Source organism: Asticcacaulis sp., from assembly GCA_024707255.1.
Lineage (GTDB): Bacteria > Pseudomonadota > Alphaproteobacteria > Caulobacterales > Caulobacteraceae > Asticcacaulis.
The window spans coordinates 1,757,066-1,779,048 of record JANQAC010000002.1 but is presented as its reverse complement, the minus strand read 5'-3'; the positions used below and the strand labels follow the sequence as shown (position 1 = coordinate 1,779,048).

General features: G+C 60.0%; 20 protein-coding genes and 4 pseudogenes. 10 read left to right on the top strand and 14 right to left on the bottom strand.

Translation table 11 applies throughout. The features are described 5' to 3' along the window. The first annotated feature begins 3 nt into the window (after positions 1–3). From NVV72_19910 to NVV72_19900, 3 genes are all read left to right on the top strand, one after another. Complete coding sequence (locus NVV72_19910) at positions 4–939, top strand: tyrosine recombinase (protein ID MCR6661469.1); 936 nt, start codon at positions 4–6, stop codon at positions 937–939. Between the two features lie 134 nt (positions 940–1,073). After that, the gene (locus NVV72_19905) at positions 1,074–2,033 is read left to right on the top strand and encodes an acetyl-CoA carboxylase carboxyltransferase subunit alpha (GenBank protein MCR6661468.1); all 960 of its coding nucleotides are present in this window, start codon (positions 1,074–1,076) and stop codon (positions 2,031–2,033) included. A 122-nt stretch (positions 2,034–2,155) separates the two neighbouring features. Continuing rightward, a complete protein-coding gene (locus NVV72_19900) occupies positions 2,156–2,815 on the top strand; it encodes a hypothetical protein (GenBank protein MCR6661467.1) in 660 nt (219 codons plus the stop codon). Here the strand turns inward: NVV72_19900 and NVV72_19895 are convergent. Together NVV72_19895 and NVV72_19890 are read right to left on the bottom strand one after the other, a co-directional pair. After that, the gene (locus NVV72_19895; GenBank protein ID MCR6661466.1) at positions 2,812–3,684 is read right to left on the bottom strand and encodes a mechanosensitive ion channel family protein; all 873 of its coding nucleotides are present in this window, start codon (positions 3,682–3,684) and stop codon (positions 2,812–2,814) included. The two genes, NVV72_19900 and NVV72_19895, sit on opposite strands and share 4 nt — an antisense overlap. Beyond that, on the bottom strand, positions 3,674–4,150 hold the full coding sequence (locus NVV72_19890) for a nucleoside deaminase (GenBank protein ID MCR6661465.1): 477 nt from the start codon (positions 4,148–4,150) through the stop codon (positions 3,674–3,676). Before NVV72_19890 ends, NVV72_19895 begins: the two co-directional genes overlap by 11 nt. Before the next feature lie 56 nt (positions 4,151–4,206). On the opposite strand from NVV72_19890, the gene NVV72_19885 reads away from it, so the two are divergent. The 3 genes from NVV72_19885 (at position 4,207) to NVV72_19875 (ending at position 7,131) form a co-directional block, all read left to right on the top strand. Then, on the top strand, positions 4,207–6,189 hold the full coding sequence (locus tag NVV72_19885) for a pseudouridine synthase (protein MCR6661464.1): 1,983 nt from the start codon (positions 4,207–4,209) through the stop codon (positions 6,187–6,189). A gap of 11 nt (positions 6,190–6,200) precedes the next feature. Then, positions 6,201–6,776 (top strand): 16S rRNA (guanine(966)-N(2))-methyltransferase RsmD, encoded by a 576-nt coding sequence (gene rsmD, locus NVV72_19880; protein ID MCR6661463.1) that lies wholly within the window; start codon positions 6,201–6,203, stop codon positions 6,774–6,776. A gap of 205 nt (positions 6,777–6,981) precedes the next feature. Then, complete coding sequence (locus tag NVV72_19875) at positions 6,982–7,131, top strand: hypothetical protein (GenBank protein MCR6661462.1); 150 nt, start codon at positions 6,982–6,984, stop codon at positions 7,129–7,131. Positions 7,132–7,261: 130 nt separating this feature from the next. On the opposite strand, the gene mutL is transcribed toward NVV72_19875, so the two are convergent. The 7 genes and pseudogenes from mutL to NVV72_19840 all read right to left on the bottom strand — a co-directional run bounded on the left by mutL (position 7,262) and on the right by NVV72_19840 (position 15,243). Then, positions 7,262–9,145 carry a DNA mismatch repair endonuclease MutL gene (mutL, locus tag NVV72_19870; protein ID MCR6661461.1) on the bottom strand — a complete coding sequence of 628 codons (1,884 nt, stop codon included), beginning with the start codon at positions 9,143–9,145 and terminating at the stop codon, positions 7,262–7,264. A gap of 57 nt (positions 9,146–9,202) precedes the next feature. Further along, complete coding sequence (locus NVV72_19865) at positions 9,203–9,643, bottom strand: hypothetical protein (protein MCR6661460.1); 441 nt, start codon at positions 9,641–9,643, stop codon at positions 9,203–9,205. Continuing rightward, positions 9,589–9,987: a hypothetical protein gene (locus NVV72_19860; GenBank protein MCR6661459.1), complete on the bottom strand. Its 399-nt coding sequence runs from the start codon at positions 9,985–9,987 to the stop codon at positions 9,589–9,591. Before NVV72_19860 ends, NVV72_19865 begins: the two co-directional genes overlap by 55 nt. A 105-nt stretch (positions 9,988–10,092) precedes the next feature. Beyond that, a pseudogene (locus tag NVV72_19855) lies at positions 10,093–10,663 on the bottom strand (DUF3035 domain-containing protein). An 85-nt stretch (positions 10,664–10,748) separates the two neighbouring features. Further along, complete coding sequence (gene lspA, locus NVV72_19850; protein ID MCR6661458.1) at positions 10,749–11,276, bottom strand: signal peptidase II; 528 nt, start codon at positions 11,274–11,276, stop codon at positions 10,749–10,751. A gap of 5 nt (positions 11,277–11,281) precedes the next feature. After that, positions 11,282–14,243: pseudogene (gene ileS, locus NVV72_19845) on the bottom strand (isoleucine--tRNA ligase). 151 nt (positions 14,244–14,394) lie between these two features. After that, on the bottom strand, positions 14,395–15,243 hold the full coding sequence (locus NVV72_19840; protein MCR6661457.1) for a hypothetical protein: 849 nt from the start codon (positions 15,241–15,243) through the stop codon (positions 14,395–14,397). A 133-nt stretch (positions 15,244–15,376) separates the two neighbouring features. On the opposite strand from NVV72_19840, the gene NVV72_19835 reads away from it, so the two are divergent. Then, positions 15,377–15,994: a GyrI-like domain-containing protein gene (locus tag NVV72_19835; protein MCR6661456.1), complete on the top strand. Its 618-nt coding sequence runs from the start codon at positions 15,377–15,379 to the stop codon at positions 15,992–15,994. Here NVV72_19835 and dmeF read toward each other — a convergent pair whose 3' ends face one another. The 4 genes and pseudogenes from dmeF to NVV72_19815 all read right to left on the bottom strand — a co-directional run bounded on the left by dmeF (position 15,995) and on the right by NVV72_19815 (position 18,692). After that, on the bottom strand, positions 15,995–16,915 hold the full coding sequence (gene dmeF, locus NVV72_19830) for a CDF family Co(II)/Ni(II) efflux transporter DmeF (protein MCR6661455.1): 921 nt from the start codon (positions 16,913–16,915) through the stop codon (positions 15,995–15,997). It abuts the gene before it with no gap. Positions 16,916–16,921: 6 nt separating this feature from the next. Then, a complete protein-coding gene (locus NVV72_19825; protein ID MCR6661454.1) occupies positions 16,922–17,197 on the bottom strand; it encodes a metal/formaldehyde-sensitive transcriptional repressor in 276 nt (91 codons plus the stop codon). A gap of 57 nt (positions 17,198–17,254) precedes the next feature. Continuing rightward, positions 17,255–18,232 carry a riboflavin biosynthesis protein RibF gene (gene ribF, locus NVV72_19820; protein ID MCR6661453.1) on the bottom strand — a complete coding sequence of 326 codons (978 nt, stop codon included), beginning with the start codon at positions 18,230–18,232 and terminating at the stop codon, positions 17,255–17,257. A 21-nt stretch (positions 18,233–18,253) separates the two neighbouring features. Further along, positions 18,254–18,692 (bottom strand): annotated as a pseudogene (locus tag NVV72_19815) (MaoC family dehydratase). A gap of 381 nt (positions 18,693–19,073) precedes the next feature. On the opposite strand from NVV72_19815, the gene NVV72_19810 reads away from it, so the two are divergent. The 3 genes from NVV72_19810 to NVV72_19800 all read left to right on the top strand — a co-directional run bounded on the left by NVV72_19810 (position 19,074) and on the right by NVV72_19800 (position 20,953). Next, on the top strand, positions 19,074–19,460 hold the full coding sequence (locus NVV72_19810; GenBank protein ID MCR6661452.1) for a response regulator: 387 nt from the start codon (positions 19,074–19,076) through the stop codon (positions 19,458–19,460). A 60-nt stretch (positions 19,461–19,520) separates the two neighbouring features. Next, positions 19,521–20,489, top strand: a complete 969-nt coding sequence (locus tag NVV72_19805; protein MCR6661451.1) for a protein phosphatase CheZ — start codon at positions 19,521–19,523, stop codon at positions 20,487–20,489. Positions 20,490–20,620: 131 nt separating this feature from the next. After that, complete coding sequence (locus NVV72_19800; GenBank protein MCR6661450.1) at positions 20,621–20,953, top strand: GNAT family N-acetyltransferase; 333 nt, start codon at positions 20,621–20,623, stop codon at positions 20,951–20,953. 123 nt (positions 20,954–21,076) lie between these two features. Here NVV72_19800 and NVV72_19795 read toward each other — a convergent pair. Then, positions 21,077–21,956: pseudogene (locus NVV72_19795) on the bottom strand (TIGR01459 family HAD-type hydrolase). Between the last annotated feature and the right edge of the window lie 27 nt (positions 21,957–21,983).

Below are 21,983 nucleotides of genomic sequence, written 5' to 3'. Positions count from 1 at the left end.
CTTATGAGTTCCAGATTCGACCCCGTAAAACAGTTCCTGCAAATGATGGCCGTGGAGCGCAATGCCGCGAAGCCTACACTGGAAGCTTACGGGCGCGATCTGGCGGATCTGGCCGATACATTGCAGGTTACCGCTTCCGGATTGCTCGCTTTGGCGGAACTGGATCTGGCGCGCTACTTCACCCTGTTGAGCGAACGTGGCCTGTCAGCGGCCACCACCCAGCGCAAGCGTTCGGCGATCCGCCAATTCTACCGCTTCTGCGTGGCGGAAAACCTGGCCGGAGCCGATCCCAGCCGCAAGATCGCCGCCGCTAAAAAAGGGCTGAGCTTGCCGAAAGTCCTTTCCCGCTCTGAGGTCGATTCGCTGATCACCGCCTGCGCGGAGAAGAACCCGCACCAGGCCGTCCGGCTGGAGTGCCTGATCGAGATGGCCTATGCGTCCGGTATGCGCATTTCCGAACTGATCGGCTTAAAGCTTGACGCCGTCCAGCGCGACCCGGCCTACCTGATTATCAGGGGCAAGGGGGGCGTCGAACGGCTGGTGCCGCTCAATCCGTCCGCCCGCGCCACCATACGGGAATATCTGGAGATTCGTCCGGCCTTTTTGCCGGCGGACGACAAGAACAATCCCTATCTGTTTGCCTCGCGCGGCGCTGATGGTCATCTGACGCGCCGACGGGTCGGGCAATTGCTTGATGAGGCGGCGCTCAATGCCGGCATTGACCCGGCGCGCGTGTCGCCGCACGTCCTGCGCCATGCCTTTGCGACTCACCTGCTGGAAGGGGGCGCCGACCTTAGAACCGTCCAGACCCTGCTCGGCCACGCTGATATTTCGACCACGCAGATCTATACCCATGTGGCAGGTGAACGCCTGCGGGAGGTGATGGAAAGCCATCATCCGTTGGCGAAGCAGCGGGCAGGGGTAAACCTCGCCCTTTGAAAAATCCCCTTTGACGGATCACGACTTGCTGTTAAACGGCCTCTCTTCTAAAAGGTATAGCCTTTAAGGGTGTTGCCTTATTCGGTATTGGTTTTTAACGCCACGCGCGTACATTTGGGGCAATCAAGAGCGACCTGATGCGACATTATCTCGAATTCGAACGGCCTATAGCGGACCTGGAAGCCAAGATCGAGGAGCTTTCCGCGCTGTCGCAAAGCGGTGGCGCCAATCTGGATGTTGAACTGGATGCTCTGCGCCAGCGCACCGAAGTTCTGCGCCGCGAGACCTATTCGCGTCTTGATCCCTGGCAGAAGACGCTGGTCGCCCGCCACCCGGAACGGCCGCATCTCGTCGATTATATCAGCGGCCTGATCGAGGATTTCGTCGAACTGCGCGGTGACCGCAAGTTTGGCGACGATCAGGCGATTGTCGGCGGCCTGGGGCGTTTCCGCGGCCAGTCGGTCGTGGTCATGGGCCACGAAAAAGGTCATGACACCGCCACGCGCCTCAAGCACAATTTCGGCATGGCCCGACCGGAAGGCTACCGCAAGGCGGTGCGCCTGATGGAGATGGCTGAACAGTTCGGTTTGCCGGTCCTGACCTTTGTCGATACCGCCGGCGCCTATCCCGGCATCGGCGCGGAAGAACGCGGCCAAGCCGAAGCCATCGCCCGTTCGACCGAAAAGGGCCTGACCTTGCGCGTGCCGGTGATTGCCACCGTGACGGGCGAGGGTGGTTCCGGCGGCGCCATTGCGCTGGCCGCCGCCAATCGCGTCCTGATTCTCGAACACTCCATCTATTCAGTGATCTCGCCGGAAGGTGCGGCCTCGATCCTGTGGCATGACGGTTCGCGCGCCAAGGATGCCGCCGATCAGATGAAGATCACCGCACCGGACCTGCTCAAGATGGGCATTGTCGACCGTATCGTCGAAGAACCGGCCGGCGGTGCGCACTCTGATCCGGAAGTTATGATCGAGACCCTCGGTAATGTGCTGGAAAAGGAATTGCAGGCGATGAGCTTCCTGTCGCCGGACCAACTGGTCGAGCAGCGCGCTCAGCGGTTCTACGATATCGGCCGCAAAGGGCTGAGTTAAACGGCTGGCCGTTCAGGCTTCCTTTACGCCCCTCTAATATTTCAGCCTCTCAAACCACTTTGTGAACCGGCAGCGGTATTTCTATGCTGCCGCAAAATTTACGGAACTTGGGAAGCCACATCATGCGTCACCTGTTTATCGCCACTGCCCTGCTTGGCGCCATCGCCGTTGCCCCTGTCAGTGCGCAGGCGGTCGAGCCTGATTTTATTGGCGCCCGTGCCGGTACACTGGGGTATGGCGCCGAGTTTGGCGTGAAACTGAGCCCGCATTTTACTCTCCGCGCCATCGCCAACGGCGCCAATTTCGGTTATGACGACACCAGTGACGACATCCGCTATGACGGTGATCTGAAACTCGCCTCCTATGGCGCGCAACTCGACTACCGCTTCAGCGAGACGGGGCCCCTTTACCTTACCGCCGGCGTCTACAAAAACGACAACAAGGTCGTGGCGACGGGCCGCGCCAACGGCACCGTAATCGTCGGCGGTGTGCCCCTGACCGATGCCCAGGTTGGCACCTTGAATGGACGCGCCACATTTGACGATACCGTACCCTATCTCGGTATCGGCGCACGCTGGCCGGTCGGTGTGATGGAAATCAATCTGGAAGCCGGTGCCTATTTCCAGGGGCGCCCACGCGTTACCCTGACGTCTGACAGCGTCTATGCCGACACGCCGGAAGTGCAGACGGCGCTGGAAACGGAACGCCAGAGCCTGGAAGATGACATCAGGGATTTCAAGACGTATCCAGTTGTCGAACTGGGTCTGCGCTACAAATTTTAAGCCTTGCTGATCTCGACCTGGTGCGGGAAGGGAATTTCGATTCCCGCCGCATCGAGAGCTTTCTTGATATCAATCATCAGGCTGGTTCGGGCGGCGATACCATGCGCGGGCATGACCCAAAGCAATACCCTCGCGGTAATTCCGCTGGCGGCGAACTCCGTCAGGCCGACGACCGGGTCATGCGTGCTCAGCCGCTCGGGCTGCTTCATCGCTACATCCATCAGGATATCCAATGCCTGTCTAAGGTCTGTATCGTAAGCGACATCGACCAGCACTTCGAGGCGCAGGGCAGCGTTTGTCGTGATGTTGGTGATCTCGTTGGTAAATGCCTTTGTATTGGGAACGAAAACGCGCACCCCGTCCAATGTATTGATTTCGGTAGCGAACAGGCCCAGCCGGTGCACCGTGCCCTTGATTTCGCCAAGATAGACCGTGTCGCCGATACGGTAGGGCTTGTTGAACAGGATCATCAGGCCGGCCGCCACATTGCCGAGCGTGCCCTGCAGGGCTAAGCCGATGGCCAGCGATGCCGCGCCCAGCACGGTGAGCAGGGAAGCGGTCTGGACGCCCAGACGATTGAGCACCGCCACCAGTCCGACCGCCAGGACAATCCAGCGCACCACCTGCGAAAAGAACTCCAGCAGGGTCCGGTCGCCATCTTTGTGAACCAGCCGGCGCGAGGCGCGTTTTACGGCGTCCGACGCCATGCCGGACAGCATCAGGGTAATGGCAAGGATAGCCGCGGCCCAGCCGATATTGGCCATCATGTCCGGATGTTCGCCCAGTTTCGCCCAGACAATGCCGGCTTCGCGGACCACTTCATCCCAGAAAGGCTGGAGAGGGCCGAGATTGAAACCATTACCCGCCATTTTGTGTTCCCTTGCGTCTGGTCTTGAAGAAGGATTTCAGCATTGCCGAACTGTCTTCGGCCAATATGCCTGCGGTAACATCCGGTTTCCAGTGGCAGGTGGCCTGTGCGAAGAATTTTGGTCCATGCTCGACCGCGCCACCTTTGGGATCGGGGGCGCCATAGATGACCCGACCGATGCGGGCATGGCTGATGGCGCCGGCACACATGGCGCAGGGTTCCAGCGTCACGTACAGCCAAAGATTGGTCAGGCGGTAATTGCCGAGTTGCTCACCCGCCGCGCGCAGGGCCCTTATTTCAGCGTGCGCCGTGGGGTCATGTAACGAAATCGGCGCATTTCCGGCGCTTGTTACAACAGTTTTACTTGACGGATCGAAGATTAAGGCGCCTATCGGCACCTCGCCGGACAGGGCCGCCTCGCGCGCCTTTTCCAGCGCCATGCGCATCAAGTCGATATCGTCTTCCATAAGGACTTAAAGACGGGCCAGGACCAGAGCGTCAAGACATTTTAGAAAGATACATCGTGACCCAAGACAGTAACGCTGGAGAGCGTAACGAGCCTCAGAACGAATCCGAACGCGAGCTGACGCCGCAGGAAATCCAGGCTGCGAAGGAATTGCAGGAGATCGCCGACGGTCACCGCTATATGCCGCAGGAAATGCGTGACGCCCGTGACGCCGCCGGTAAGAAGCCCGAGCGCCCGAAGAAGGCCCCGAAAAAAGACGACAAGATCGCCGCTGGAGAGCGCATCGCCAAGGTGCTGGCACGCGCCGGCCTGGCCTCGCGCCGCGAGATCGAGCGCCTGATCGGCCTGGGCAAGATCGCCGTCAATGGTCGTATCCTCGAAACCCCCGCAGTACTGGTCAAGACCACGGATGTTATCACGGTTGATGGCCAGGTGGTCGGCAAGGCCGAGCCCACCCGCCTGTGGCGCTATCACAAGCCTGTCGGTCTGGTGACTACGGAGCGTGATCCCTCCGGCCGCCCGACCGTTTTTGACAAGCTGCCGGCGGACCTGCCGCGCGTCCTGAAGGTGGGCCGTCTCGATCTCAACTCCGAGGGGCTGTTGCTGCTTACCAATGATGGCGAACTGGCGCGCGCGCTGGAATTGCCCTCCGCCGGCTGGGTGCGCCGCTATCGTGCCCGCGCGCTTGGTCACACCACCCGGGCGCGTCTCGACGCCCTGAAGGACGGTACCACGGTCGACGGCGTGATCTACGGCCCGATGGAGGCCACGCTCGACAAGGTGGCGGAAAAGGCCGATGGCCGCGCCAACTGCTGGGTCACCGTTTCGATCACCGAAGGCAAGAACCGCGAAGTCCGGAAGGTGCTGGAATCAATCGGCCTGAAGGTCAACCGCCTGATCCGCCTGGCCTACGGGCCTTTCCTGCTCGGCAATCTGGAGCCGGGCGAGGTTGAGGAAATCGGCCCGCGCGTGATCCGCGAAATGCTGGCCGATGTCGTGCAACTGCGCAATCTGCCGCCGGAAGGTGCTTCACAGACACGCAGTATCTCCGCCTCTCGTGAAACCACGGGCGCGCCCGCCGGTCGTCGCGGTGGTGGAGATCGTTTCAAGACAGACAAGCCGGCCTTTGGTGCGAAAAAGTTCGGCGACAAGAAGTTCGTTGAAAAGCCGAAGGAATGGAAACCACGCACCGAGTTTGAAAAGCGCGACTATAAGGACCGCGATTTTGACGAGCGTCCGCGCTTTGAAGGTGATGGCGAAGCCCGCGACCGTCGTCCTGAACCCGCACTGCGCCGCGATTTCGGTGATCGCAAGCCCTATGGTGAAAAGACCTGGACGCCGCGTCCGGAACGTAGCGAGCGGCCTGTGGGCGACCGACCCCGCCGTGATTTTGGCGATCGACCGACGGGTGATCGTCCAGCCTTCAAGAAGCCTTATGCAGCGCGTGACAATGCCGGCGGTGAGCGGAGCTACAGCGACCGTCCCAAGCGTGATTTTGGAGATCGTCCTCGGAACGAAGGTTCGCAAGGTGACCGTCCTTTCAGGAAGCCTTACGCCAAACGCGATGGCGATGGTATTCCCGCCGGTGAAGCCGGTGCCTACGAACGCGCCAAGCGCGAGTTCGGTGGCCAGAAGCGTGAAGAGCGTGGTGAGAAAAAGTGGACCCCACGTCCCGAACGCGCCGAACGTAGTGATCGTCCGGCGTTCAAGAAGCCCTATGCCGCGCGTGACAATGCCGGTGGCGAACGCGGCTATAATGACCGTCCGAAGCGCGACTATGGCGATCGTCCGGCCCGCGCGGAAGGTGCCGAACGTGGCGATCGCCCCACTTTCAAGAAACCCTATGCCGCGCGTGATGGCGAAAGCCGTGGCCCCAAGCGCGATTATGCCCCGCGCGAAGGCGGTGATCGTTCGTCTGCCGGTGGCTTCAAGGGGGCGCCGCGTGGTGGCAAGCCTGGTGGGCGTCCTTCCGGCGACAGGCCATCCGGCGGGCCGCGTCCGGGGGGCAAGCCCCCCTTCAAGCCGCGCCGTGACAGCTAAGGGCTGAAACGGTGCGGATCGTCGGGGGCAAATTCAAGGGCCGTGCGCTGGTGACGCCGGACGGGCAGAATACCCGTCCGACCTCCGATCGTGCCCGCGAGGCCATTTTCAATATTCTGGCCCATGCCGACTGGGCGCCGAACCCGGAAGGCGCCCGCGTCATGGATGTATTTGCCGGTTCCGGCGCGCTCGGCTTCGAGGCAATGTCGCGCGGAGCGGGGTTCTGTCTATTTGTCGAGACCGACGAGGCGGCACGTGGCGCAATCCGGGACAATGTGGAAACCTTCGGTCTTTTTGGCACAACCCGCGTCCACAGGCGGGATGCCACCCAACTGGGGGCGCGCCCCGGCTCTCAGGCGGAGGCTTTCAACCTCGTTTTTCTCGATCCGCCCTATCGCAAAGGCTTGGGGGAAAAGGCTTTGGCGGCACTCATCAGCGGTAACTGGTTGTTAGAAAATGCCATAATCGTCTTTGAGCGGGCGGCGGATGAGGATGATTTTGTCACAGATGTGTGGCAAAAAATCAACGTCAAAACCTATGGCGCGGCGCAGGTTTTATTCCTGAAACAAAAAATTTTTAATTCGTAAGCTGCGGATTTAATTAAATAAAAAAACCATAAAGACCGGGCAAGTGGTATATTTAACGCAGGGTTAAAAATTATCTATTGACGGTTCTTAACTCTTATCCCCAATATGGCCTTAACAAGGCATGAACAGCAAGCCGGCCCAAAAAACGAGGCACAAAAATTGCTGACAGCCTGAGCAGACTATTACTAAATTAGGGGTCAAGGTGATGGATATTCAAACTGCACAAGCCGTAAGTCCGCGCGCCACGAAGCGCCGTTCCGATGGGCTGAAACTGTTTTTGGTGGCTGGTCTGAGCGTTCAGGTATGGGGCGTGGTTATGGGCCTTGGCCTGATCATTCTGAACCTGACGCACTAATTTTGGGGTCTGCAATCCGCTGATTGCAGGCTTTTTTATTGGATATTCGCCCACAGAGTCAAAGGGCGGGGGCATTGCCGGGGCGCGCGACAGGATCGCGGCGCCCCGGTGGTCGTTTCAGGGCTTGATTTTATCGCCGCCCGAACAGTTTTTCGATATCCTTGAGCTTCAGTTCGACATAGGTGGGGCGGCCGTGATTGCACTGACCGGAATGGGGCGTGGCCTCCATCTGGCGCAGCAGGGCATTCATTTCCTCACCCGTGAGGCGGCGGCCGGAGCGGATGCTGTGCCGGCAGGCGTGATCACCGCAGATTTCCGCCATGCGCTCCTTCAGCGCCAGCAATTCGCCGTGCTCAGTCAGGTCATCGATCAGATCTCGGACCAGACCAGCGATATCGCAATCGCCCAAAAGGGCCGGCAAGTCTCGCACCAGAACACTCGTCGGACCGAAAGCCTCAATGCTCAAGCCCATGGATTGCAGATCGGCCTGACGTGCCATCAGGCGGCTGACCTCTTCGCGTTCGAGATCGACAATCTCCGGAATCAGCAGGCTCTGGCTCTGCACATTGCCGGTCGCCATGGCTACCTTCATCTGCTCATAAACCAGACGTTCGTGGGCGGCGTGCTGATCGACGATGACCAGTCCATCGGCGGTCTGGGCGATGACATAGGTTTCGTGCAGTTGTGCCCGTGCCGCACCGAGCGGAAAGGCTTCAGCCTGAGTTGGCGCCTGAACCTCATTCGGCAATTCCATGATATCCGGTGCATAGGCTTCGGCCACACCGGGCGTATCACCATAAAAGGGCTCGGCCTCGACGCGTGCGGTCGGAGAAAAGGGCGTGGCCTCAGGTAAATAAGGCGTCATATAGGGGCGCACGGCAGCAATCTGCGCCGCCGAGACTGGATTATAAGGCCGGTTCAGGCCCAGCAGGGGCTGTACCACCTGAGGCTGGAAGGCGCTGATCGTCTGGTGCGCCACCGTGGTGGCGGCGCGGTGGCCGGCCGAAGCCAGGGCGTGCTTCAGGGCACCGATAATCAGGCCGCGCACCAGGTTCGGGTCGCGGAAACGTACCTCGGTCTTGGCCGGATGGACGTTGACGTCGAGTTCCTGCGGGTCGATCTCAACAAACAGCGCGGCCAGCGGATGACGGTCGCGCGCCAGGAAATCGGCATAGGCGGCACGCAGGGCGCCGGCCAGCAGCTTGTCGCGCACCGGGCGGTTATTGACGAACAGATACTGGTGCGCCGCATTGCCGCGTGAGAAGGTCGGCAGGCCGGCATAGCCCGTGAGATGCACGCCTTCGCGGCCCTGGTCGATCAGCAGGGCATTGTCGGAAAAATCATTGCCCAGCAAGGCAGAGAGGCGTTTCAGGCGGCCCTCGAAGCCGGCCGGTTCGGCATAGAGCTTCAGTTGTTTCTTGCCGTCGAGTTCAAGCGAAAAACCGACATTTTCATGCGCCATGGCCTGGCGCTTGACCTCTTCGGCGATGGCCATGTTTTCCGCGCGCTCGGACTTCATGAACTTCAGCCGGGCAGGGGTGGCGTAGAACAGGTCGGTCAGTTCGATACGCGTGCCGTGCTCACCGCCAAAGGCGGCCGGGCGGACCGGAGCGATGACGCCGCCATCGACACGGATATTCAGCGGTGTGCCGTCCCTGAGGCGGGACGTGATGTCGAGCCTCGCCACTGAGCCCATAGAGGGCAGGGCCTCGCCGCGGAAGCCGAGGGTCTTGATATGCAGCAGATCCCAGGTGCCGTCGGCCTTTGGCTTCAGCTTGGAGGTGGCGTGACGCTCGATGGCCAGTTGCAAATCCTCAGGCCCCATGCCGGAGCCATTATCCTCGATAAGTATACGCGACAGGCCGCCCAGATCGGCGCGGATATCGATCTGGGTTGCACCGGCATCGATGGCGTTTTCCACCAGTTCCTTGACCGCCGAGGCCGGGCGCTCCACGACCTCACCGGCGGCGATGCGATTAATGGTATCCTGGGGCAGACGCTGAATAAGGGACATCCGGACTTTATAACCGGAGTCGGCGCGGGTGTCTTGTCGCTGTTAAGGTTTTGACCGCTATTGTAACGGTCGCCGGAAAACCAGGGCCATGCGGTCGGTATGGCCGCGGATCGATGGATCGAACACGTTCTTAGAATGATCGTCCGCCGGATTAGCCAATACTGAACTATCCTCGACCAGTTCAAAACCGGCGGCCTTGAAATCACTGAGCACCTGCGCCTTGTCGATCCGGTGCAGCGTATTGGTCGCGCTGGCGCCGGCGCCATCCGCTGTCCTGTGATCAGTCAGGATCAGCAGACCGCCGGGCTTCAGCGCCGAAAGCAGAGCCTTGTCCATGGCCACGGCGTCATGGCCGTCTTCATTATAGGTATCGTGGTAGATGGTGCCGATAAAGATGGCATCATAGGGGGCGGCCGGTGCGGGCACCTTGCCGAAATCCGAGGTCACCAGATGCACATTCGGTCGGGTGGCCACCAGCGCCTGGCGGGCCGGTTCCATCTTGAAGGCCTCCACCCATTTGGGCGGATTTTTGCGAGATCGACGCTGCCGCCACAGACTGCCGCCGACAGCAAATAGGATTCATATCCACCACCGGCACCCAGATCGAGAACGTGGTCTCCAGGCTTTATGTGGGACAGCACGAACCGCGTTTCACTCAGGCGGTTGGCATCATTGGCGCGCTGGCCTTCAGGACGGTCGGCCCTGGCCAGAACGGCTTCGACGCGGGTATCAAGCGAGGCATTGGCGGCGCATTCGGCGGCTGCATCTGCCGCGTAGGTTGTCTGGGCCAGTCCGGTCAGCGAAAGCGCCATAGCCAGACAGAGAATACGCTGCGATACCATGGGAACCTCCTGAATATGTTTGGCCTAAAGAAAAAGGCGCTCCGAAGGAACGCCTTTTCATCTGATTGCTCAAGTAAATTATCGGTAACCTTGAAGGCCCGAAACTTAAAGGCCGGGCAGCTTGAACTTTGGGTTCGGCTTCTGGGTAATGATGATGGGATTATCCCCAACCAGCGCCTTGAGGCGCGCCTGCTCGGCGGCGGCATCGACCGGCACGGGCGTATTGCCGGCGGCAGCATTGGCATTGGCGGCCTGGCTGAATCCGAAGCCTCGGCGGGCTTCTTCCAGAACATCACCTTGTCGGCAAAGGAAGGCTCCTTGTAGGTCAGGTCGCCGAATTCATCGTCCACCACATAGCGGGCCAGGGGTCGGCCTTGTTGCCACCCATGCGGGCGACGAGGGCGGCTTCGCCGGCGGAGCGGTTGACGGCGTCACGCTGGCCAAGCAGCGCCTGACGGGCGGCGCTTTCCGGCTGGAGTTCCTGCGGGCGCGGTTCGCCGGGGGCGGGCGGACGCAGGGCGTAATCCGGCGGCACGACGAGCGGCGCCTTAGTAACGACGCGGAATTCATCGGGCACGACCTTGTTCAGGCCCAGGGCGTTCTTGGTGGACTGGCACCCCGAAAGGGCGATACCCGCCACGATCAACAGACCCGCCGCAATCTTAACCGACTTCATCATTTGCTCCAATGTCCCCATTCGGTGTTTTAACCACGCCGAACCGTGGGGAAGTGATACTTGTTTTATCGGACGCTGCCAAGCGTTAAGCCGCATCCTTGTGTTTGGCCGTCAGGTCGGCGCGGATAAAGTACCAGACCAGCAGGGCCACGCCGATACAGATGCCGCTGTCGGCGACATTGAAGACCCACGGGAACACATGCGTGCCCGAAAAGTCCAGAAAATCGACGACATAGCCCAGCCGGAACCGGTCTATGCCGTTGCCGATGGCGCCGCCGATGATCAGGCCGAGGCTGACGGTCAGCCACGCGTTCGTCTGCGTCCGCACATAGTCCATAAGAGCCAGGCCCATGCCGAACTGAAACAGCACCAACAGCCATCGGCCAAGGCCACCCGAAGTCAGGAGGCCGAAGCTGATGCCTTGATTATGGACCATGGTGAGCGAAAAGAAGGGCAAAATATTGACCTGATCGCCGATGGCCTGAAGATTTAATCCGTAGAGCACGCCCAGCTTGGTGAGCTGGTCGAGGATCAGGACGATGACCGCCAGCCCCAGCCCCTTGAGGCCAAGCGAGGTGTAGAGCGGGGTGAAATGCGCGCGCAGCTTATCCATAAGGCTTATCCGGCCAGGGAGGTGTTGTGAGTGGCGTCATAGGCGGCGACCGCTTCGGCATCGCGCAAGCTCAGGTCGGGGTAACGTGGATCACTGCCGACCTCTGGCAGAATGCGCCACGAACGCGCGCATTTACGGCCTTCGGCGCGGGCGAAGACGACGGCAATCATGGCCAATCCTTCGAGCTTGAAAGAATCGGCCGGCGCCGGATCGAGGCTCAATGTGGCCTGCGAGGTACGGAAGACCTCGGCGGCGTCGATTCCCTGCATGGCCTCCCAGGTGGCGCCATCGGCGATATGGACCACCGGTGAGGCTTCGAGGGCCGAGCCGATCACCTTGTCTCGGCGCTTTTCTTCCAGGGCGGCCGTGACAACGGAAAGCACGGTTTCGATCTTCTGCCAGCGGTCGTGTTCAGCGAGATTGTGCCATTCGGCGGGCACGTCTTCGAGGACGCGGAACAGATTGGCCTGTGCGTTGCCGCGAGATGTCCACGCTTCCTCACAGGTGAAGGTCAGGATCGGCGCCAGCCACAGGGTCAGGCGCTCGAACAGGATGTTCATCACCGTACGGCAGGCGCGGCGCTTCAGCGACGAGGGCGCATCGCAATAGAGGCTGTCCTTGCGGATATCGAAATAGAGCGCCGAAAGCGTCTGGATGCAGAAATCGGCGACCGGGCGGACCACGGCAGCGAAATCATAGACCTCATAGGCGGCGCGCACCTTCGCGTCGAGCGTATAGACCTCGTTGAGGATATAGCGCTCCAGCGACGGCATATCGGCGTAAGGCACGGCCTCAGCATCCGTAAAGCCATGGATGGCGCCCAGCAGGTAGCGGATGGTGTTGCGCAGCTTGCGGTAGGCGTCGACCGTGGTCTGGATGATCTGCTTGCCGATGCGCAGGTCTTCGGAATAGTCGGCGAAGGCCACCCACAGGCGCAGGATTTCGACGCCGGATTCCTTGGCGACGTCCTGCGGGGCAGTCGTGTTGCCCTTGGACTTCGACATCTTCTCGCCGTTCTCGTCGAGCACGAAACCGTGGGTCAGGACAGCATTATAGGGTGCGCGGCCACGCGTGCCGCAGCTTTCCAGCAAGCTTGACTGGAACCAGCCGCGGTGCTGGTCGGAGCCTTCGAGATAGAGGTCGGCCGGCCAGTGGGTATCGGCGCGATCTTCCAGGGCAAAGGCGTGGGTGCAGCCGGAATCGAACCAGACATCGAGAATGTCGGTGACCTTCTCGTAATCGTCCGGATTATAGCCGTTGCCGAGGAAATCGGCGTCGGGACGGGTAAACCAGGCATCGGCGCCGCCATCGGTGATGTACTTGACGATGCGTTCGTTGACGGCTTCGTCCTTCAGCGGCTCGCCAGACTTTTTATCGACGAACATGGCCAGGGCGTGCCCCAGTTGCGCTGGCGGCTGATCAGCCAGTCCGGGCGTGTCTCGACCATGCCGCCGATGCGGTTGCGGCCCTGATCGGGATAGAAGGCGGTGTCGGCGATGGCGGCCATCGCCTTATCCCGAGCGAGTCATCGCCATCCATGCGGATAAACCACTGGGGCGTGTTACGGAAGATGACCGGCGCCTTGGAGCGCCACGAATGCGGATAGGAGTGTTCGACGCGACCGCGCGCCAGCAAATTGCCGGCCTCGATCAGCTTTTCCATGACCACCTTATTGGCGTCACCGAACTTGCCGGCCTTCTTGCCTTCGGTTTCGAGCACTTTCAGGCCAGCGAAGAGCGGCACATGCGGATAGTATGCGCCGTCGGGATCGACCGTATCGGGGATCGAATCGAGCGAGTGGCCGGATTTCAGCCAGACCAGATAGTCGTCGGCGCCGTGGCCGGGCGCGGTATGGACAAAGCCCGTACCGGCATCGTCGGTGACATGCTCGCCAGCCAGCATCGGCACATCGAACCCGTAACCACTTTGCGGATCAGAAGCAAGCGCGGCCAGCGGGTGCGACAGCTTCAGGCCGGAAAGCACTTCGGCAGGCACATCAATGACTTGTTTCCATGACTTCGCATTGGCGGCCTGGAGCACGCCCTCGACCAGTTTTTCGGCCAGGACGAGTTTGTCGCCAACCTTGACCCACGGCGCAAAACCCAGCTCTTCCTCGGATTTTACATCGGTCACCTCATAAACGAAGTAAGCAATTTTGGGATTAAAGCTGACGGCGCGATTGGCGGGGATGGTCCACGGGGTGGTAGTCCAGATAACGACCGACGCGCCGTGCAGGTGCTCATACGCTTCCGAAGCATCGCCCCAGTCGCCGGGCTGGATCGGGAACTTCACCCAGATCGTCGGCGATACATGCGGATGGTACTCGATCTCGGCATCGGCCAGCGCCGTGCGCTCGACCGGCGACCACATCACCGGCTTGGAGCCGCGATAGAGCTGACCGGACATCAGGAACTTGTGGAACTCGGCCGTCACCTTGGCTTCGGTGCTGAAATCCATGGTAGCGTAGCGGTTCTGCCACTCACCAAGCACGCCCAGGCGCTTGAATTCCTCGCGCTGGCTCTCGATCCACTTGGCGGCATATTCGCGGCAGGCCTTGCGGAACTCGGCGGCGGGCACCTCGTCCTTCTTGCGGCCTTTTGAGCGAAATTCCTCTTCGATCTTCCATTCGATCGGCAGGCCGTGGCAATCCCAGCCCGGCACGTAATCGACATCATGGCCGGTCAGGAACTTCGAGCGGACGACGAAATCCTTCAGGATCTTGTTGAGCGCGTGGCCGATATGGATATTGCCGTTGGCATAGGGCGGGCCGTCATGCAGTACGAACAGCGGGGCGCCGGCGGCCTGACGGGCCTTGCGCACGGCGTGATAGAGGTCGGCCTCTTCCCACTTTTTCAGCAGTTCCGGCTCGGCCTTGGGCAAGCCGGCGCGCATCGGGAAGTCGGTTTCAGGCAGGAAGACGGTCTCGCGGTAATCGCGGGCGGTCACGGTAGCAGGGGAATCGGACATGACTCTCAGGTCTTATAAAAAGGTGTCTGTAATAGGGCGCAAAAAACCTCCCGGCACGGGTATATGAACCGCGTACCGGGCGTCAAATTCGTATGGTGCGAAGCCCCGACATCATCATGGTTCCGGCTTTAACAGAGCCATACAGACTTGCCTAGCGATATTGCGCCTTGGTGCGGCTGAAAGTGCCGTTGAAGCGCACGCTCTCGCCGCCGCAGCGGCCCTGGTCGGTGACGGCGAGCGTATCGCCGAAATTGAGCATGACGACGAGGCAGTCTGTGTCGCGGTCCTCATGGTGGTCCTCGGCGGCTTCATCATACAGCAGAACCGGGCCATTAAAGTCGGTGGTGGCAGTGAACATGCCAAGGTGGGTGTCGGTGCCGCCGATCGTATCGAAGGTGTAGGCCGCATAACCCGTCAGGCCGACGCTTTGGGCTGTCAGGCCGGCACGTTTCGCCGGATCATAGGTAAGCAGCGCGTAAATCGATTCCGGATCCGGATGGGTCTGCTGGGCCTGATATTTGCTGGAAAAGTCCGCCACGCTCATGACGGTGATGTCGGCTTTCGTGCGGTTCGCGTCGGCGTGCCAGGCGCCTTGCCAGTTGGCGAACGTGATCGGCCTGGCTTTTTTTGTATTGATACGCGCCAGATCAACCCAGCCGGAACGGATATCGGCGCCCTGTTGAAAGACAATGCAGGCCGAGCCGGCGCGGGTGAAGGCGATAATGACCGGCTGGTTGCGGGCGATGGTGTCATTGGCGGGGCCGGCGCATATCGAAGCTTCCAACCCGACGCATGGCGCGCCGGCCTCGAACAAGGCTGCCGGTTTGAAGGACGTGCTTTTCGTGATCTTGCCGGCGATGAAAGTCAGGCCGGGGGTTTCAAAGCGGTGAAGATCGGCGAAATCGCAGTCATTATAACCGCCCATGGCGCTGGCGGTCGAAGCAATGACGGACAGACACAGGGCTGTTAGGCCGCAAAACACAAGCTTGATGACACGCATTCTGACACCCCCACCAGACAGTCGTTAATTGAGGTTAACGCAAATGCGGCCAGAGTCAAAATATGCCGTGAAAGCCTGCTGGCAGTTTCTGGCATTAACCGCAGATAGATTGGCGGAAACAGGAGGCTGCAAATTGAGCAAGATCGATCTGAAAGTGGAATATAAACCGCTTTATAGTGCGCCCGTGAAGGACTTTGCGCTCGTCGAGGTGCCGCCCTTGCAATATCTGATGTTCGACGGCAAGGGCGATCCAAACATCGCGCCGGAATACGCTCAGGCCATCGAGGCGCTCTATTCGCTCTCCTACACGCTGAAATTCATGAGCAAACGGGCGTTTGACCGGGACTATGTGGTCGGGCCGCTGGAAGGTCAGTGGTGGGCGAAGGACATGAACAGCTTCGTCACGCGCGAAAAATCGAAATGGTCATGGACCATGATGATCCTGCAACCGGACTGGATCGAGAAAAGCCACCTGTGCGCCGCGCTCAGCGAGGTGGTAATGAAGAAAGGCTTGCCGGGGCTGGAAAAGGTGCGCCTGGAACGTTTGGAAGAGGGCTTAAGCGCGCAGATCCTGCATATCGGCCCTTATGATGACGAAGGGCCGGTGCTCAAGCGTCTGCATGAGGACTGGCTGCCGGCCAATGGTTTGGTCGAGACCGGCAAGCACCATGAAATCTATCTTAGCGATCCGCGTAAAACTGAACCCGCCAAGCTGCGCACTATCCTGCGCCAGCCGGTCAGACGTTTGTGATTACCAAGTTTCGACCGTCAGGTGCGCCAGTTCATGGACGGGCTTCAACCGGTCGCGGATCATGGCGTGATCGGCCGTGCCGCTGACGCTGACAATGGCGGCGTGGGCGTCGGGACCGATGCGCCAGACGTGCAGATCGACCAGCCGTGTATCGCCGGGCGCTTCCACAAGGTCCTGAACCTCTTCGGCGACATGGCGATCGGTGGTATCGAGCAGGATAGCGGCGGTCTCCCGCATCAGCGACCACGACCAGCGACCGATAACGATACCGCCGACAATGCCCATCACCGGATCGAGCCAAATCCATCCGAGGAAGCGGCCCGCCAGCAGGGCGGTGATGGCCAGGACCGAGGTGAGGGCATCGGCCAATACATGCATATAGGCTGATTTCAGATTGTTATCCTGCCCGCCATGATCGTGATGATGGTCATGATCGTCGTGGTGGTGATCGTAGCCGTCAGAGTGCCCGTGGTGATGATGATGCCCGCCGGACAGCAGGAATACGCTGGCGACATTGACGATCAGGCCAAGCACGGCAATCCAGGTGGCCTCGACAAATGCCACGTGGATCGGCTGGAAGAGTCGCCAGATCGATTCGCCCGCTATGCCCAGAGCCACCAGGCCGAGCACCAGGGCCGAGGCGAAACCGGCCAGATCGCCGACCTTGCCGGTGCCGAAGCTGAAGCGACGATTGGAAGCGTGTTTTCGAGCATAGGCATAGGCCGCCGCGGCGACGCCGAGCGCTCCAGCGTGCGTCGCCATATGGAAGCCGTCGGCCAGCAGCGCCATGGAGCCGGTCACATAACCGGCGGCGATTTCGCCCACCATCATGACGGCGGTCAGGCCAACCACCCACAGGGTACGGCGAGCGTTTTCATCATGGGCGCGGCCCAGGAAGACGTGATCGTGAGGCGTGGTCATGGAGGTCTACTTTGCGTAACGGCGAATAATGGCTATGAGGTCTTCCGCACCCTCGGTGCGTTCAGCGGGCGTCAGGTCGGGCGCGGCCACGTGCTCTTTCAGATGGTCGGCAATCAGTTCGTCCATCAAGCCGTTGATGGCGCCGCGGACCGCGGCCACCTGCTGGAGGATGTCCGAGCAGCCGGCATCGCCCTTCAGTGCTTTTTCAACAGCGGCCATCTGACCGGTAATGCGGCGGACGCGGGCAGTGAGCGCGTTCTTGTTCTTACGGATATGTCCCATAGTATACCCCACTATAGTATAATGGTTGGTGGGGCAAGCCGTACGCTGGGGAGTTGACTAAGGTTTGGCGAAATAAGCTCGCGCCTTGGCAGCGTCGTTTTGAATTTCCAGCTTCATTTCATCGAAGGAGGCGAACTTCGCCTCCGGACGGATAAAGTCGAGCAGGGCGGTTTCCACCACCTGGCCGTAAATCTCCTCGCTGAAATCGAAGAGATAGGTTTCAAGCAGTTCGATATCGCCGCCGACCGTGGGGCGCACGCCGATATTGCTTACACCATTGATCGCGCGGCCATCGGGCAGGGTGGTCTCAGTGATATAAATGCCGTAACGCGGGCGCTGGTAGTCACCCAGCATCAGGTTCAGGGTCGGAAAATCGATGGTGCGGCCCTGCTTGGCGCCATGAATGACCTCGCCAAGATAGGCTTGCGGGTGGCCGAGGATTTCCGCCGCCAGTTTCGCATCGCCCGCCAGCAGGGCGTCGCGTACCGCCGAGGAGGATAGCTTGTGACCTTCAGCGTCGGTCTGGCAGGGCAGGATATCGGTGGTGAAGCCCAACTGTTCGCCAAAGGCCACCAGGTCCTTCGCATGGCCGCCCCCGCGTTTGCCGAACTGGAAGTCGAACCCGGCGGAGACGTGGCTAAGCTTGAGATAGTCGCGCAGGATCAGGCGGGCGAAGTCTTCAGCCGTCAGGGAAGACAGGTTGGCGTCGAAGCTGAGGACAAAGGCATAGTCGACGCCGAGCGCTTCAAAGGCGCGCAATTGCTGTGACAGATGCATCAGCCGGAAAGGCTTGCCGTCTTTATGGAAGAAGCTCTGCGGGTGCGGATCGAAGCAGATGACTGCCGATGGGACACCCTGGGCCTTTGCCGCCGCGATGGCCGATTCGATCACATGCTGATGGCCTATATGTACACCATCAAAACTACCGATCGCTGCGCTGGCGCTAGCGGGCAGGGGCGCATCGGCTTGCAGGCCGTGACCGGCATCCACGCCAAGCGTGATGACCTTGATGGAGCGGGGCAGGAGGGCGGTCACTTGACTATGCTGGTCTCTTGTTCAGGCAGGTCTCTTGGGGGCGATAACCACGGCGGTTCCGCTTAACATGGTCTTGTTGCGCACCTTGGCAAGGGTCGAAAGTGTCACATGGCCGGATTTCAGGTCGATCGCCTTGATTGTCACCTCGATCGTCACTTCATCACCCGGACGGACGGCGCGTTTGAAGTCGAGCGTCTGCGACACATAGATTGATCCGCGGCCGGGCAGGTCCGTGGCCAGGGGTGGCCGAGATATAGGCGCCCAGCAACATGCCGTGGGCGATCCGGCCCTTGAACGGCGATTTCGCGGCGAAATCCTCATCGACATGGACCGGGTTATGGTCGGTCGAGACATCGGCGAAGGCGCGGATGGCCGCGTCATCGATTGTAAAGACGCGTGAGGCGGTCTGGTCGATGGACAGTTCGTCGAGATAGTAGGCTTTGAAAGTATCTTGGGTCATGTTTCCTGCTCTAGTTCACACCGATACGGCTGCCAAGGCATTTTTTCCCCGAAACATTCCGGATATCGCTGTGGAGATATCCGGCAAGGGCAAGGCCCGTCGCCGCTTAAGGAGTGTGCTAACGCTCCGCTGCTTGAGCACAGTGCGGCGAGCCCGGCGGCGTTTGAGCCAGAAAAAACGTGCCGAAGCGGGACAAAAAATGAAATCCGCGCTGGAATTTTCACCATAAATCGTGGTTAATAGAGGATATATCGTTGAAATATAATGATAAAATTTGCAAACGCTCTTAACCGGATTTTATCGTCTCGCCCCTATTCTGGTCACGTACAAAGGAAGGGCCTGCACATTGCAGGGCTCGCTTAGAAAAAAGTGGGGCGTTACATGGCCATCGATATGTCCATGCCGGTCTTGGTAGTTGATGATTACAAGACCATGCTGCGTATTATTTCCAATCTGCTGAAGCAGCTTGGTTTTGAGAATGTTGAGGAAGCCTCAGACGGCACCGAAGCGCTCGACAAGATGAAGAAGAGCTCCTATGGCCTGGTCATCTCCGACTGGAACATGGAGCCGATGACGGGTTACGAACTGCTGCTCAAGGTTCGCGCCGATGACGGCCTGAAGCGCACGCCGTTCATCATGGTTACGGCCGAGAGCAAGACGGAAAACGTCATTGCGGCGAAGAAAGCCGGCGTTAACAATTACATTGTTAAACCTTTCAATGCGGCGACTCTCAAGCAAAAGATCACCGCCGTTCTCGGCGACTTCTAAGCCCTGGCGCGTGCTAAACCGTCTCTCAAAGACACGTCTCGTCTAAAAAGTAGGATTACAATGGCCCTGCCAGCATCAAAATCAGACGAAGGTTACGCGCCGGAAGGGTTTGATCCCGCCATGGTCGGCGAGCTTGAGCCCAAGCTCATCAACCTGATGCAGCAATCCGAGGCGCTCGTGGCCCTGATGCGCGGCTTCTTCCAGCAACTGGACAAGCGCCGCTCGGAAGAATTCAGCGTCATTGCCGGCTATATCGCCAAGGCGAAAGAAGAAATCCGCGAAATGCGTCCTCACGACATTTCGCAGGAACGCATCCCGACCGCCGGCGCGGAACTCGAAGCCATTACCCGCGATACCGAAAACGCCACCCACAACATCATGAATTCGGCTGAGGCCATGATGGGCTTCTCGATCGACCAGTTTGGCGGCGACGCCAATGCCTACAAGGCCGCGGTCGATGACGAGGTCATGAAGATTTTTGAAGCCTGCTCGTTCCAGGACATCACCGGCCAGCGCGTGTCGAAAGTCGTGAACGTCCTGAAGCAGATTGAGGAGCGCGTCGGCAAGCTGGCCAATACCCTTGGGGTCGAGGATTCGACGCCACAGGAAATGACCGCTGAAGAAAAGCGACGCCACGATCTGCTGCTCAACGGCCCGGCCATTGGTGGTCCGGAAACCAAGCAGGATGCCATCGACGCCATGTTCGATTCGGGTTTCGACGAAGCTCCGGTAAAGGCCGACGCCCTGGCTGCCAAGGCACCGGCACCTTCTCCGGCACCTGCGCCCAAGCCTGCTGCGCCGCCAACGCCCGCGCCCGCTGCCAAAGCCCCCGAGCCGAAGCCACAGCCTGCCCCGGCACCAAAACCGGCTCCCGCTCCGGCCCCAGTTGCCGCAACAGCGCCCCAGGCCGCCGCACCGGAAGCCGCTGAAAGCAATTCGCAGGACGATATCGACGCTCTGTTCGATATTCCCGCCGAGGACATGGGCAAGACCAATTCGCAGGACGATATCGACGCCCTGTTCGACTAAACCGATATAAGCAAAGCGGTCACGAAGCGCGGCAAGACGCTGATGACAAGACATTTGTGATGGTGAAGACGCCCGGTGGCCGCATGGCTGCCGGGCGTTTTGCTTTTCGGCGGGGAGTGTTATGACGGGCCATGTCCGATTTTCTCATTCGCCCGGTCGTGCCGGAAGACTATGCGCAGTGGCTGCCGCTCTGGCTGGCCTATAATGCCTTTTATGGCCGCTCCGGCGCCACCGCCCTGCCGGATATCGTGACTGAAACAGCCTGGGCACGCTTTCTTGATCCGGCGGAGCCGATATCGGCTGTTGTGGCGATAAAGGACGGCATAATCGCCGGACTGGCGCACTATCTCTTTCATCGTTCGACTTCGGCGATCGAGATGAGTTGCTATATGCAGGATCTGTATACCCTGGAGGCGTACCGCGGGCAGGGGGATAGCGCGCGGCCTCATCGAAGCCGTATATGAAGCGGCACGGCAGGCTGGCACATCGCGGATTTACTGGCATACGCACGAAACCAACCGCACGGCGCAAAAGCTCTACGACAAGGTGGCGCAGCGCTCAGGCTTCATCGTTTACCGGAAGGTACTTTAAGCCTTCCATCTCAGGGCATCGGCGACGTATTTCGCATTGGCCATCTCTGTATCAAGCACGGCCTTGAGCAGCAGCGGATCGAGCACGCCTTCGGCATTGGTGGCCTCTGCGGCATGGATACCAGCAGCGATGAACAAAAGATCGAGTCCCCTGGCCGTTGGCGCCCAGTACATCCGTCGGCAGGCCGTCGCCGATGGCCAGGATGCGCGACTTGTCATGCGGCTTGCCGGTGATCTTTTCCAGCGCTGAATAGCACAGGTCATAGATCGGTGCGTAGGGCTTGCCGGCCATGATGACCGGTCCGCCGAGCGATGCGTAGAGATCGGCCAGCGAACCGGCGCACATGATGATCTTGTCACCACGCTGCACCACCTTGTCCGGATTGGCGCAGATCATGACGACCTTGCGCCCGGCGGCGAGGGTAAAGGCGTGCTGGTATTGCTCCAGCACGTCATTTTCATCATCGAACGGGCCGGTGCAGGAAATGAACGCCGCTGTTTCGGGCGTGCCGGAAAGATCGATATCGATGTCTTCATAGATGACATTGTCGCGTTCGGGGCCGAGTTTCCAGCCGGCACCTTGCGTGGCGAACTTACGCAGATATTCGCGCGTGGCGTCACCTGAGGACACCACATCAGAGAAGCCGTCTGAAAGGATTCCCGTGCTGGCCAGTTGTTCGATCAGGTTGTCGCGCGGGCGCGGCGAATTGGAGATCAGGATGACCGGGCCGTGCTTCGCCTTGAATTCGCGCAGGGCCTCGTAGGCGGTCGGGAAGTGCTGACGGCCGTTGTGGATGACGCCCCAGATATCGCAGAAAACAGCGTCATACTGGTCGGCAATATCGGCCAGGCCGCTCAGTAATTCAGGATGGGACATCGACTCATATTTCTCAGGCGGAGGAGG

Bases quoted from the DNA above. Each gene is read 5' to 3' on its own strand.
- NVV72_19865 (MCR6661460.1), bottom strand. From the start codon at position 9,643: ATGGAACCGGCCCGCCAGGCGCTGGTGGCCACCCGACCGAATGTGCAT.
- NVV72_19825 (MCR6661454.1), bottom strand. From the start codon at position 17,197: ATGGGACATATCCGTAAGAACAAGAACGCGCTCACTGCCCGCGTCCGC.
- NVV72_19800 (MCR6661450.1), top strand. From the start codon at position 20,621: ATGTCCGATTTTCTCATTCGCCCGGTCGTGCCGGAAGACTATGCGCAG.
- dmeF (MCR6661455.1), bottom strand. From the start codon at position 16,915: ATGACCACGCCTCACGATCACGTCTTCCTGGGCCGCGCCCATGATGAA.
- NVV72_19890 (MCR6661465.1), bottom strand. From the start codon at position 4,150: ATGGAAGACGATATCGACTTGATGCGCATGGCGCTGGAAAAGGCGCGC.
- NVV72_19910 (MCR6661469.1), top strand. From the start codon at position 4: ATGAGTTCCAGATTCGACCCCGTAAAACAGTTCCTGCAAATGATGGCC.
- NVV72_19840 (MCR6661457.1), bottom strand. From the start codon at position 15,243: ATGCGTGTCATCAAGCTTGTGTTTTGCGGCCTAACAGCCCTGTGTCTG.
- NVV72_19860 (MCR6661459.1), bottom strand. From the start codon at position 9,987: ATGGTATCGCAGCGTATTCTCTGTCTGGCTATGGCGCTTTCGCTGACC.
- mutL (MCR6661461.1), bottom strand. From the start codon at position 9,145: ATGTCCCTTATTCAGCGTCTGCCCCAGGATACCATTAATCGCATCGCC.
- NVV72_19895 (MCR6661466.1), bottom strand. From the start codon at position 3,684: ATGGCGGGTAATGGTTTCAATCTCGGCCCTCTCCAGCCTTTCTGGGAT.
- NVV72_19805 (MCR6661451.1), top strand. From the start codon at position 19,521: ATGGCCCTGCCAGCATCAAAATCAGACGAAGGTTACGCGCCGGAAGGG.
- NVV72_19875 (MCR6661462.1), top strand. From the start codon at position 6,982: ATGGATATTCAAACTGCACAAGCCGTAAGTCCGCGCGCCACGAAGCGC.
- lspA (MCR6661458.1), bottom strand. From the start codon at position 11,276: ATGGATAAGCTGCGCGCGCATTTCACCCCGCTCTACACCTCGCTTGGC.
- NVV72_19900 (MCR6661467.1), top strand. From the start codon at position 2,156: ATGCGTCACCTGTTTATCGCCACTGCCCTGCTTGGCGCCATCGCCGTT.
- NVV72_19810 (MCR6661452.1), top strand. From the start codon at position 19,074: ATGGCCATCGATATGTCCATGCCGGTCTTGGTAGTTGATGATTACAAG.